The organism is Herbaspirillum sp. alder98 (assembly GCF_020179755.1).
GTDB lineage: Bacteria > Pseudomonadota > Gammaproteobacteria > Burkholderiales > Burkholderiaceae_D > Herbaspirillum.
In genome coordinates, this window is record NZ_JAIUCY010000006.1 from 149,997 (window position 1) to 162,531 (window position 12,535).

Genomic DNA, 12,535 nt, shown 5'->3' on the forward strand with positions numbered 1-12,535 from the left:
CGTCAATCTTTAATCATTAATAAAGCCTCACCATAACAAGGAGCACTCCGCATGAAAATCAAACTGATCCCTGCCCTGATCCTGGGCGCGGCCCTGGGCTTTACTGCAGCCGCGCACGCGGCCGACAAACTGGTGATCGCCGCCACGCCGGTGCCGCATGCCGAGATCCTGGAACACATCAAGCCGGCGCTGGCCAAGGAAGGCATCGACCTGCAGATCAAGGTCTTCACCGACTACGTGCAGCCGGCCGCGCAGACCAACGAGAAACAGGTCGACGGTAACTTCTTCCTGCACCAGCCCTACCTCGACCAGTTCAAGAAGAGCCACAAGAATGACATCGAGGTGCCGGTGACCAAGGTGCACGTCGAGCCGTTTGCAGCCTATTCGCTGAAGTACAAGAAGGTGGCCGATATTCCTGATGGCGCCACCATCGCCATTCCCAACGACCCGTCCAATTCGGGTCGGGCCTTGCTGCTGCTGGCGCGCAATGGGCTGATCAAGCTGAAGGACACCTCCAACATCTCGTCGACCCAGAAGGACATCACCGAGAATCCAAAGAAGCTGAAGTTCCGCGCGCTCGAAGCGGCCACGCTGCCGCGCGTGCTGAATCAGGTCGACGTGGCGCTGATCAATACCAACTATGCGCTTGAGGCCAAGCTGAACCCGGTCAAGGATTCGCTGTTCATCGAAGACGCCAATTCGCCCTACGCCAACCTGCTGGTGGCGCGCGAAGACAACAAGGACAGCGCCGCCATCAAGAAACTGGCTGCGGCGCTCAACACTGCGGACGTGAAGAAGTTCATCGAAGAGAAATACCAGGGCGCGGTGGTACCGGCCTTCTAATACGGACGTTCTGATTCAACCAGCCACACCCGGGCCATGGCGTGATCCATGGCCTTTTTTTATTTCGGCTGCGGTCGGCTAGAATTGCGGACCATCGCGCGCATCGTTGTTATCAATCAGACATTCACCGCAAGGCGCGCAACCATCAAGGGGACACGCACGTGAATCTGGTCTGGCTGGAAGACTTCATCGAACTGGCGCGCACGCGCAGCTTTTCGCGCGCGGCAGAAAACCGTTTCGTCACCCACCCTGCCTTCGGCCGCCGCATCAAGGCCCTGGAACAATGGGTCGGCGCGGCGCTGGTGACGCGGTCCCAGCCGGTGACGCTGACCCGCGCCGGCAAATTGTTTCTCGACGCCGCGCACAACGCCAGCGACGTGCTGTATGCCGCAAGGGCGCAACTGCGCGAGTCGCCCGCCGAGAGCACCGACATCCTGCGCCTGGCCACCGGCCGCACCCTGTCGCAGACGTTCTTTCCCGACTGGTACGACGGCATCCGCCAGCATTGCGGGCCGTTTCCGGTCTCCATCAGCACCGGCGGCGCGCAGGACGTGATCGTCAAGCTGGCCGCATCCGACGCCGACCTGCTGCTGATCTATTCGAGCCCGGCCACGCGCATGCTGATCGATCACCAGCGCTACGAATCACTAACGATTGCCCATGAAATGCTGCTGCCGGTATCGGCCCCCGACCAGCGCGGGCGCCCGCTGTACCGGCTCGACGCCAAGGCCGGCGCGGTGCCGTGGCTGGCCTTTTCGCAAACGCTGACGTTGCGCGGCGTGCTGGCCAAGCACCTGGCCGAGCTGGAACAGAAACCGGTGCTGAAGATGGTGTACCAGGCCGATTCCTACGAGTCGATACAGGAAATGGCCTTGCGCGGCACCGGCGTGGCCTGGCTGCCGCAACGGCTGGTGCAAAAGGACCTGGCCGAGGGTCGCCTGATGATCGTGGGCGAACAAAGCCTGCGCATCCGCTTCGATGTGTCGTTGTTCCGGGTGCGCGGCAACAGCAACGAACTGGTCCAGACCATCTGGAATTACGTCGCTACCCAGGCGCTGTAGATCAACTTTCCCGCACCTCGGGAATGACACTTCTGCAAGCACGTAAATGGTGAGAAGACGCCCCAACTTTGCGCTCGGAGTAACGGCTTTCACCTAATGGCAGCAAGGGCAATCCAAACGGCACAAGGCTGTGCCGAATCGGCACGAGTGGCGCAAATCCGCTTGCCTATACTCGGCACGAATTTGCATGACCGGGGCGTCGGTGACGCCCGATTTTCTGCCTGTTGCGCAATCGTTGGAACGCTTATATGAAAACTCTGGAACAGGTTCGCGCAGCATTGCCGAGCTACCCCATCGAAGTTGAATTTCCTGATATCGACCGCTGGCGCGTCGGCAATACAGGCGTCGACTACGTCCATACTTTCGACAGTCACCTGCCGGGTCCGCACGTGATGATCCTGGCGCTGATGCACGGTAACGAAGTCAGCGGCGCCATCACCGTCGACCGCCTGCTGCGCCAGGGGCTGCACCCGCTGCGCGGACGGGTCACGCTGGGCTTCGGCAACGTCGCCGCCTATCAGCGCTTCAGCGTCGCCAATGCCGACGCCGCCCGCTACATCGATGAAGACATGAACCGCGTCTGGAGCGCTAGTCGCCTCGACAGCAGCGAAGATTCGAGCGAACTGCGGCGGGCGCGTGAACTGCGCCCGGTCATCGACACGGTCGACTTCATGCTGGACCTGCATTCGATGCACGAAGCCGCGCCGCCGCTGATCGTCAGCGGCCCGCTCGACAAGGGCATGGCCCTGGCCGCACAACTGGGCATGCCACAGCACGTGATCGTCGACGCCGGCCATCCCAATGGCGTGCGCATGCGCGACTATGGCGGTTTCGGCGATCCGGCCAGCCCCAGGAATGCCTTGCTGGTCGAGAGCGGCCAGCATTTTGCCAAGGCCAGCGAGCAAGTGGCCATGGACGTGGCGATGCGTTTTCTGCACATCACCGGCGCACTCGCTGTTGCCGACGTACAATACGGCCTTCAAGAAAAAGAGCTGGCGCCACAACGCTTCATCGCGGTGACCGAGCCGGTTGTGGCGCAAGGCATGGACCTGGTGTTTGTCGATGACTATCGCGGTATGGAAGTCATCGAGAAGGCTGGCACATTAATTGCGACCGAAAACGGGCGCGAGATCGTCACTCCCTATGACAACTGCACGTTGGTCATGCCGTCTTTGCGGCACATCGGGCCAGGGGTAACGGTCATGCGGCTGGGCCGCGAAATCGCGCGGCGGGACAACTAAGGGGTTGTCGTCCCGCTGTATGTAATCACAGAGAATTTTTTCGAAGGGGTAATCATGAAGTTTGCAAAATCGATGCTGGCTGTTTCGTTCGGCCTGCTGTCCATCGCCGCCACCACCGCTCAAGCCGATGCACTGGCTGATATCCAGAAGGCCGGCGTGATCCGTATCGGCGTGCCGCAAGACTTCGCGCCATTCGGCTCGGTCAATTCGGACATGACGGTGCAAGGCCTGGATATCGACGTGGCCAACCTGATCGGCAAGAAGATGGGCGTGAAGGTAACCCTGGTTCCAGTAGCCAGCGCCAACCGCATCGCCTACCTGCAAACGCACAAGGCCGACCTGATGATCTCGACGCTGGGCAAGAATGCCGAGCGCGAGAAGGTGATCGACTTTTCGCAATCCTATGCGCCTTACAACAACAGCGTCTTCGGCGTGGCCAGCATCAAGGTCGCCAACGCAGCTGACCTGGCCGGCAAGACCGTGGGCGTGGCCCGTGGCACCTTCCAGGACATCCAGTTGACCGAAACCGCGCCCAAGACCACCACCATCAAGCGTTACGAAGACAACAACGCCATGATCTCGGCCTACGTGTCGGGCCAGGTGCAACTGGTTGGCACCGGTGACTTCGTCGCCTATGCGCTGGGCGAAAAGGCCCCGGACAACAAGCCGGTCCTGAAGTACATCATCAACGAATCGAGCTGCAGCGTCGGCCTGAACAAGGGTGAAGCTGCCCTGCTGGCCAAGGTCAACGACGCCATCACCGCTGCCAAGAAGAGCGGCGAGCTCAACGCGATCGTCAAGAAGTGGCTCAACGTGCCGCTGTCGCAAAAGATGGCCACCACGTTCCAGTGATATCGCTGAGGCGTGCCTGAGAAGAACGGCGGATTTATCCGCCGTTTTTTTTCGTCCTGAGATTCAGGTGATAGGCGACGAAAGACACTGGGTACCGGCCTGCGCCGGCACGACATGCTACTGATGATTCAACCTCCGTCGCCCTGACGAAGGTCAGGGCCCAGCGACCTTCAGCGCATATCAACAAAGCGCCCGGGCATAAAAAAAGGAGAACCGCAGTTCTCCTTTTTCACTTCACAACTAACGACTAACGACTAACGACTAACAGCGAGCGTCCCGTCAAACCTCGGCCAGCGCCCGGCGCCGCGACAGCAGCGGCAACAGGCCACGCTTCTTGGGCGCTTCTTCCAGCTGGATCTCGCCGCTGTCCTCGAGCCTGAATACGCTCACCAGTTGCGTCAGCGAGCCGGCCTGGCCGCGCATGGCGGCGGCGGCCGCTGCGGCCTGCTCGACCAGCGCAGCATTCTGCTGGGTCATGCCATCAAGCTGGCCGATGGCGTCATTGACCTGGCCGATGCCGGCGCTCTGCTCGTTGCTGGCGACGCTGATCTCGTTGACGATGGCGTTGACGTGCTGCACGCTCTCGACCACCCGCGTCATGGTGCTGCCGGCCTGCTCGACCAGGGCGCTACCGGCATTGACCTTGGAGACCGAATCATCGATCAGTTGCTTGATCTCCTTGGCGGCAGAAGCCGAACGCTGGGCCAACGATCGCACTTCGGAAGCCACCACCGCAAAGCCGCGGCCCTGCTCGCCGGCACGCGCGGCTTCCACCGCGGCATTGAGCGCCAGGATATTGGTCTGGAAGGCAATGCTGTCGATCACGCTGATGATGTCGACGATCTTCCTGGACGAACCGTTGATCTCGGTCATGGTGTCCACCACCCGGCTCACCACGGCGCCGCCTTCGCTGGCGATGCTCGAGGCCGACGCCGCCAGGCGGCTGGCCTCCTGGGCGTTGTCGGCATTCTTGCGCACGGTCGAAATGAGCTGTTCCATGGCCGAGGCGGTTTCTTCCAGCGCGCCGGCCTGCTGCTCGGTACGGGACGACAGGTCCTGGTTGCCTTCGGCAATTTCACCCGAGGCCACCACGATGGAGTCGGTGCCCTGGCGCACGTTGGCCACGATGTTGCGCAGGTTGCCGTTCATCTCGCGCAGCGACGACAGCAACTGGCCCACTTCATCGCCACGCTTCTGCTCGGGGCGTTCGCTCAGGTCGCCGGCGGCAACCCGGCGCGACAGGCCCACCGCCTGCTGCAACGGACGCACGATGCCGCGCGTGAGGAACCAGGCGCACAGCACGCCCAGCAACACCGCTACCGCTTCCAGCGCCAGCAGCAATTGACGGCTTTGATGGGTCAGCGTGTCGATATTGGCCGATGCGCTGTCGATCTCTTCCTGCTCGGCCTTTTGCAGCGCCTGCATGGTGTTCTGGAACTTCTTGGACATCGGCATGAATTCCTGGATCAGCACCTGGTTGGCACCGTCCTGGTCACCGGTCGACTTCATGTCCATCATCTTCAGGTAGACCTCTTTGTAGGTCTTCTGGAATTGCTCGATCTGGGCGTAGAGTTCTTTCTCGTTGGCGGTGTCGATCATGCCGGCAAGCTCTTTCTGCAGGCCGACGATTTCGCGGTTGGCCGCCAGCTCTTCGTTCAGGAAATAGTTATTCAGGGTCGGATCCGAGCTGCGCGACATGGCGATGGTGCGCAGAATGGCCGCACGCAGCGTGCCGTACCAGTTGGAGATCAATCGCTCCTTGCGCACCGATTGCGACACCATCTCGTGGGTCACGTCGGACACCACCTGCAGTCGCCATACGCCGATTGCCATTACCCCCACCGACAGCGCCAGTACCAGCGCAAACCCGATCGCCAGGCGGCTGCCGATCTTCATGTTTCCGATGAACTTCATTTGTTTTCCTTGTTGTGATTGACGGCCCCCGAGCTGCCGCCCCGTATTTTGCCAGCAAGAAACGTTCCTGTGGGGTATCTGCGGCTGCCATCGTGGATGAATTTTTTTCGACCGTGATGACAACGCAACGGGCCGCACTTGGCGGCCCGCGACGTTCAATGGACTAACTTATTGATAGGTGGTGGCGATCTTCTCGGACAGCGGGACATTGAGCCACTTCTGGACGATCTTGTTGAGTTCGCCGTTCTTCTTGACCACGGTGATGGCATCGTTGACCTTGGCCACCAGCGCCGGCTCGCCCTTGTTCATGCCGACATAGCAGGTCGAGACGTTGATGACGTACTTCAGCACCGGCTTGGACGTCGGCAGCTTCTCGGCCAGCGAGATCGCCACGAAGTCGCCGGTGCCGACGATCTGCACCTGGCCGGACACATAGGCGGCGATCAGGCTGTTGTTGTCTTCGTAACGCTTGATGACGGTGCTTTTTGGCACGCTGTCGGTCAGCATCAGGTCTTCGAAGGTGCTGCGCGCCACGCCAACGGTCTGGTTGGCCAGGTCTGCGGGGCCGGCGACCTTGATGCTGGCGATGCCGAAGACGCTATTGTTGTAGGGGGCGTAGCCTTGCGAGAAATCCAGCACCTTCTCGCGCTCGGCGTTCTTGCCCAGGGTCGAGATGATCATGTCGATCTTCTTGGTCTGCAGGAAGGCCATGCGGCTGGAAATCGGCACCGGCACCAGTTCCACTTTCACGCCCAGGCCCTTGCCCACCAGGCGCGCGACATCAATGTCGAGACCCTGCAACTGCATCGAGGAGTCGATCGAACCGTAGGGCGCGAAGTCCTGCGGCACGCCGATCCGGACCACGCCTGCCTTCTGGATATCGGCCAGCGCATCTGCCATGGCATTGCCGGCATACACGCTCATCAAGCCGATCGATACGGCCAGCACGGTTTTAACGAACTTCATGGATTTCCCCTCTTTGAAAACACGATGAAATACGGGTTGAGGCGTAGCCTCGCGCCGCGTGGATGAATCTGCGCATCCGCGATGATTGCAAGGAATGTGCCAGCGGCGGCAATATGCTTGAAAGATAAGCAATTTATTCAGACAATATCTGTCCCAGGTATAGGAGCGAATATGGAAATCCGGCATTTGCGTTACTTCACGGCGGTGGCGGAACAGGGCAGCGTGGCCGCTGCCGCGCGCAAGCTCAATATCGTGCAGCCGGCATTGAGCCGCCAGATCCACGATCTTGAAGAACAGCTGGGCACGCCGTTGTTCGAGCGCAGCGTGCGGGGCGTGCAACTGACGTCTGCCGGTCGTCAGTTCCTGCGTGACACCACCAAGCTGCTGGCCGACCTGGATGCCGCGCGCGAACGCGCACTGCGCGCCGCCGCCGGGCTCGAAGGCTCGCTGCGGATCGGCATCTCGCCCAATCACACCTGGCATCCGCTGATCCTGCAACGCCTGCGCCGTTTCCAGCGTGCCTACCCGAACGTGGCGCTGATGCTGGAGTCGTCGCTGTCGCCGCAGCAGTTGAGCCACATCAAGGAAGGCCGTATCGATGGCGGCTTCGTCGCGTTGCGCGACCCGGGCGACACCGAGCTGGCGGGCGTGAAGGTGCTCAGCTCGGGGCTGCTGCTGGCGGTGCCTTCGCACAGTCCCTATGCGCGCAAGCCGCCGCTGCGGCTGCGCGACCTGAAGGATGAACCCTGCGTGTGGTTTCCCCGTGAGCGCTCGCCGGTGTATCACGACTACCTGATCCATCAGTGCCAGCGCGCCGGCCTGTCGCCCCGGCTGGTACAGATCGGCGCCGATGTCGCCACCACGCTGGGCATGGTGGCCGCCGGCATGGGGTATTCGATCGTCTCGGAAGTCTCGCGCTACAACAGCCCCAAGGAAGTGGTGCTGCACCCCCACCGCGACCTGCCCGATGTCTACGATGTCGAACTGGTGATGCGGGCCGACGTCGACCATCCGGTGCTGGCCGCCTTCGCCCGCGTGATGAGCACCGCCGGCCCACGCGAGGCCAAGCCGGGCTGATCCAATCGGCACCATCCTGTGCCCAAAACGCAATCGATGCCGCAATGTCACTTTTATACTTTGCGCTTATCGGGTGCCGGGACTGGATATACCTTCCAGGCATGATACCTATGCATATAGAGTAGTTTTCATGCATAGCCCATCCGCATACACTTGCGCCGGCCTTCAACGTTCATCCGGAGAACCGCGTGCTGCAACCATCGATATCCTCCCCCGTGCCACAGTCGCCACCGCCCGCTTTGCGTTTCGGATTGCCACGGGTCTATGTGGTGACGCAACTGCGTGCGCGCCTGTTGCGCCTGCTTGGCGAAGGCGCCTGCGAAATCGGCTATCTGGATGCGCAGGACCACTTCGTCGCGCTTGATGCCGACGATGATTTCGACGGCCCCGCATTTGTCTTGAAGCTGCGCCCGGCCGCACGCGAACATGTGGTGACGCTGCAGGTGAGCATTCTGTATGGCGTCTATCGATTGCAGGTGCTGGGTCTCGACGTCGAGATCGCGGTCCTGCCGGCGCTGGACGATGCGCGCCTGATGACCACGGCGCGCCGCATCGTTCACACCCTTGAGGGCGTCGCGCGCGTGCGCTGAAGCCCTGCTCCTGTTCCCTGGCGACTTTAACGAGTCACCCTCTGTTGCCACGCCTTCGGGCGTGGCTTTTTTATGCATACCGTTTTCGGGCGGCACTTACGTAGAGCAAAAGACGCTGGGCCCTGACTTTCGTCAGGGCGACGAAGGTGATGTCATCAGTACCCCGTCGTACCGGCGTATGCCGGTACCCAGCGTCTTCTTCCGGACCACGAAATACACTCTCGCGTGCGCCCTGATCCGATGCGCTTGTCAAGCAGAAGACACCGCGGTATCACTCGACAAATCCCACCAGTATCGCCAGCAGGAAAGCCCCCGCCCCCATCCAGAAAGTCGCTACATGCTGGCCTCCGCTCCAGGTATAGACGGCGGAATACAGATAACCGCCCACCGCCTGCGCCAGCGCGAAGGCCACGGTCAGGCGACTCCACATCGCCTCGCGGGCGTGCTGGTCGGGCACCAGCGCGTGCATGCGGGACAAGCCCAGCGGCACCACGCCGGCAGGAAATGAACCGATCACCACCGCCAGCGCCATCAACCCGGCCACCTTGCCAGTCAGCGCCAGGCCGGCCACGGCCAGCATCTGCACCGCCAACACCACGCGAATCGAACCGCGTGCCCCCCAACGGTCGGCCGCCATGCCGTACAGCACCGGACCCGCCATGGCGCCTGCACCGTAAGCCACCCAGGCAGCCGAGCCGAGCGCGGTGCCGTGGCCCAGCGAGCGGCCGACGTAATCGACCAGAAACAGCATTTCCGGCACCAGTCCCAGCGCGGCCAGGGCGTATTGCACCAGCAATATCTGCAGGCCGCGCGGCATGGCCGCCTTGAGTGGAGCTGGACTGCGCACGCGGGTGTGATCGTGATCCGGCCAGGCGGGCCAGCTGAGCGCGGTCAGGATCAGCGACAGCGCCCCCAGCGACAGCCAGGTAGCACGCAGGCTGACCTCCAGCATCAGCGGCACCAGGGTCCCGCTGATGGCTACCCCAAGCCCGATGCCGAGGAAGATCGCGCCGCTGGCCAGCCCCTTCTTGCCATTGGGCACCCGATGCAACACCACGCTGGAGACCAGCACCATGATGGCGCCGCCGGCCACGCCCGACAGCAGGCGCCAGGCGAAGAACCACGACTCCGACAACGGAAAGGCGCAGGCCAGGAACGAGATCGAGGCCAGCAAGGTGGTCAGGCGGATCACCGTCACCGGCGACAGCCGGTGCGCCATCGCGCGCCCGCTCAGGGCGCCGATCAGGTAACCGGCCAGGTTGGCCGCACCCAGGTAGGCCACCTGCGATGCATCGAACCATTGCGCATGGATCATCGCCGGCAGCAGCGGCGTATAGGCAAAGCGCGCCAGGCCGATGCCGACCAGGCTGGCCGCAAGTCCGGCGAAGATGGCCGGAAAATAGTGGCTGCGGTGTGCCACGGGGTGAACGAGTTGCATGCTTGTATCCTTTCGATAGCGACGCTACGTGCGCCAAGAATAGCCTCTGCAATTGATGTATAGTTGCAGCACTTTTTCACATCAATGATGCGTTTTCGCATCACCCTCGAAAGCCTTGCATGAACTGGGACGACGCCCGCATCTTTCTGGCCCTGTGCCGCGAAACCACGTTGCGCGGCGCGGCCCGGGTATTGGGGGTGGACCAGGCCACCGTGGGGCGCCGCATCGCGGCCATGGAAAAGGACCTGGGCAGCACGCTGTTCCTGCGCGCCTCGGACGGCTACCTGCTCACCGCCAGCGGCGAAACGGCGCTGGGCGTGGCACGCCGCATGGAGAGCGCGGCGCTCGAACTGCAAACCCGGCTGCAAGGGCAGGACGACGCGCTGGCCGGCACCGTGCGCATCACCAGCACCGACTCGATCACGATCGATTTCCTGTTGCCGGCGCTGGCGCAACTGCGCCTGCTGCATCCGCGCATCAGCGTCGACGTCGACGTCTCGACCCAGATGTTGAGCCTGCCGCGCCGCCAGAGCGACCTGGCCATCCGCAACGTCAAGCCCGACAATCCGGACCTGGTGGTGCGCAAGATCACGTCATGGCCGGTCGGCCTGTTCGCCAGCGCCGACTACCTCGCCCGCCATGGCGAGCCGCAGCCGGAGACCGAATTCGCCGGTCATCAACTGGTGGCCTACAAGCCCTACGCCACTTCTGCACAGGGATTGTTGCTGCTCGATGAGCCGGCCCGGCAAGGCAACATCGCGGCGCTGCTGAACTCCAGCCTGATGCTGCGGCGCGCGGTGGCGGCGGGCCTGGGCATCGGTGAAATGCCGGTCTACATGGGGCAGCGCGAGAACCTGGTGCGCATCTGGCCGGAGCGACGCCGTCGTGCCGATTACGATGTGTGGCTGGTCACCCACCCCGACCTGCGGGCGACGGCGCGGATTCGCGCCGTCGGCGAATTCCTGACCGCGGCCATTCGCCACGCCGACAGCGGCGCGTGACGGTACAATCGCTGCCCGAACCGAGCCAGCCTCACTCCTCACCATGTGCGTCAACTACAAACCCACCTCCGCAAAAGTCGCCGGCGAGCTGACCGGCGCCAGTACCGAAGGCATCGGCGACTGGCCCGAGGAAACCTGGCAGGACTATGCCGCGCCGCTGGTGCGGGCAGATGCCAGCGGCACGCCCGAACTGCTGGTCGGCACCTATGGCATGGTGCCCAGGCGTTTCCAGCAGGGCATGCCGATCTCGACCATGAATGCCCGCGCCGAAACGATCGGCGAGCGGCGCAGCTATGCCAGCGCATGGCATCGCACCCAGACCTGCCTGTTGCCCACCGAATGGTTCGTCGAACCCAACTACGAATCGGGCAAGGCCCAGCGCTGGGCCATCGGCATGGCCGATGACAGGCCGTTCTGCCTGGCCGGGCTGTGGCGCGCATGGGAAGAACCTGAAGGCGGGCTGAGTTTTTCGTTTACGCAAATCACCATCAACGCCGACCGGCACCCGTTGATGCGCCGTTTCAACAAGCCGGGCGAAGAAAAGCGCAGCGTGGTGATCATCCCCCGCTCGCAATATGGCACCTGGCTCAACGCCGCTTCGCCCGAGCAGGCGCGCGCGATATTGCACCTGACGCCGGCGGCATCGATGCACGCCAGGCCCGCTGAAAAAGACTATCGCGAGACGCCACAGTCGAGCCTGTTCTGACGCCGCAGCCGCCCAAAGTTATCCCCGCTTTATGTGTGCAAAACTGTGGATAACAGTCTTCAAGGCTTGCTATGTCCTTGATTTCATTAGGAGTGCCGGTACTGCCCGCAATTGAGGCAACCCCCGAATTCAGTACAGCGTATCCTGCGTGCGCTGCGGCAAGTCACGGTCATAGGCGGCACCGTCGAAGTTGCCGCCGGCCAGGCGCTGATGGATGGCGCCGGCGCTGGGCAGGCGTTCGCGCGCCAGATGATGGGCCGGGTTCCACAGGTCCGAGCGCACGATCGATTTGGAACAATGGAAATAGGCTGCCTCGACCTTGACCACGATCACGCTGCGCGGCAGCTTGCCGCGTATCTCGAAGCGCCCCAGCAGCGCCGGATCGACCGAAATGCCGGCGCGGCCATTGACGCGCAGCGTCTCGCCCACGCCCGGCACGATGAACAATAGCGACACCCGCGGATCAAGCACGATATTGCGCAGGTTGTCGACGCGGTTGTTGCCGGGCCGGTCCGGCACCAGCAAGGTGTGCCGGTCGAGAATATGCACGAAGCCGGCCGGGTCGCCCTTGGGCGAACAGTCCATGCCCTCCTCGCCGGCCGACGCCAGCACGATGAAAGGCGACGCCCGCACGAAGGCCTGGTAGTCCTCGTTGAGATGATCGATCTGCTTGCGCAGCGCGCGCTCGGTAGGCTGGCCATAGAGCGCTTCCAATTGATCGACGGTGGTGATGTCGTGCGTCATGCTGTCTCCCGGGTTCGAATTTGCGGATGAGTATAACGTCGCATCACGTACCCGCAGAGAATTGTCCTGACGACTAAATCAACTAAGCATCATCGGAATAAT

12 protein-coding genes are annotated in these 12,535 nt (G+C 62.4%); 8 read left to right on the plus strand and 4 right to left on the minus strand.

The features are described 5' to 3' along the window. Window positions 1-51 precede the first annotated feature (51 nt). The 4 genes from LBW87_RS15640 (at window position 52) to LBW87_RS15655 (ending at window position 3,997) form a co-directional block, all read left to right on the plus strand. Window positions 52-843 (plus strand): MetQ/NlpA family ABC transporter substrate-binding protein, encoded by a 792-nt coding sequence (locus LBW87_RS15640; RefSeq protein ID WP_225202415.1) that lies wholly within the window; start codon window positions 52-54, stop codon window positions 841-843. 161 nt (window positions 844-1,004) lie between these two features. Beyond that, entirely contained in the window at window positions 1,005-1,904 is a 900-nt protein-coding gene (locus LBW87_RS15645; RefSeq protein ID WP_225202416.1) for a LysR family transcriptional regulator, read from the plus strand. A gap of 248 nt (window positions 1,905-2,152) precedes the next feature. Continuing rightward, on the plus strand, window positions 2,153-3,145 hold the full coding sequence (locus LBW87_RS15650) for a M14 family metallopeptidase (protein WP_225202417.1): 993 nt from the start codon (window positions 2,153-2,155) through the stop codon (window positions 3,143-3,145). Window positions 3,146-3,199: 54 nt separating this feature from the next. Further along, window positions 3,200-3,997, plus strand: a complete 798-nt coding sequence (locus tag LBW87_RS15655; protein WP_225202418.1) for a transporter substrate-binding domain-containing protein — start codon at window positions 3,200-3,202, stop codon at window positions 3,995-3,997. Between the two features lie 279 nt (window positions 3,998-4,276). On the opposite strand, the gene LBW87_RS15660 is transcribed toward LBW87_RS15655, so the two are convergent. Both LBW87_RS15660 and LBW87_RS15665 read right to left on the minus strand, forming a co-directional pair. Further along, on the minus strand, window positions 4,277-5,911 hold the full coding sequence (locus tag LBW87_RS15660) for a methyl-accepting chemotaxis protein (RefSeq protein WP_225202419.1): 1,635 nt from the start codon (window positions 5,909-5,911) through the stop codon (window positions 4,277-4,279). A gap of 168 nt (window positions 5,912-6,079) precedes the next feature. Beyond that, on the minus strand, window positions 6,080-6,877 hold the full coding sequence (locus LBW87_RS15665) for a transporter substrate-binding domain-containing protein (protein ID WP_008120335.1): 798 nt from the start codon (window positions 6,875-6,877) through the stop codon (window positions 6,080-6,082). A gap of 171 nt (window positions 6,878-7,048) precedes the next feature. Between LBW87_RS15665 and LBW87_RS15670 the strand changes: the two genes are divergently transcribed. Together LBW87_RS15670 and LBW87_RS15675 are read left to right on the plus strand one after the other, a co-directional pair. Beyond that, the gene (locus LBW87_RS15670) at window positions 7,049-7,954 is read left to right on the plus strand and encodes a LysR family transcriptional regulator (protein WP_225202420.1); all 906 of its coding nucleotides are present in this window, start codon (window positions 7,049-7,051) and stop codon (window positions 7,952-7,954) included. Between the two features lie 188 nt (window positions 7,955-8,142). Next, window positions 8,143-8,544: a hypothetical protein gene (locus LBW87_RS15675; RefSeq protein WP_225202421.1), complete on the plus strand. Its 402-nt coding sequence runs from the start codon at window positions 8,143-8,145 to the stop codon at window positions 8,542-8,544. A gap of 271 nt (window positions 8,545-8,815) precedes the next feature. On the opposite strand, the gene LBW87_RS15680 is transcribed toward LBW87_RS15675, so the two are convergent. Then, entirely contained in the window at window positions 8,816-9,982 is a 1,167-nt protein-coding gene (locus tag LBW87_RS15680) for a YbfB/YjiJ family MFS transporter (protein WP_225202422.1), read from the minus strand. Between the two features lie 119 nt (window positions 9,983-10,101). Between LBW87_RS15680 and LBW87_RS15685 the strand changes: the two genes are divergently transcribed. After that, window positions 10,102-10,983, plus strand: a complete 882-nt coding sequence (locus tag LBW87_RS15685; protein WP_225202423.1) for a LysR family transcriptional regulator — start codon at window positions 10,102-10,104, stop codon at window positions 10,981-10,983. A gap of 43 nt (window positions 10,984-11,026) precedes the next feature. After that, complete coding sequence (locus LBW87_RS15690) at window positions 11,027-11,689, plus strand: SOS response-associated peptidase (RefSeq protein WP_225202424.1); 663 nt, start codon at window positions 11,027-11,029, stop codon at window positions 11,687-11,689. Between the two features lie 129 nt (window positions 11,690-11,818). Here LBW87_RS15690 and LBW87_RS15695 read toward each other — a convergent pair whose 3' ends face one another. Continuing rightward, a complete protein-coding gene (locus tag LBW87_RS15695; RefSeq protein ID WP_225202425.1) occupies window positions 11,819-12,433 on the minus strand; it encodes a pyridoxamine 5'-phosphate oxidase family protein in 615 nt (204 codons plus the stop codon). Window positions 12,434-12,535: the final 102 nt, after the last annotated feature.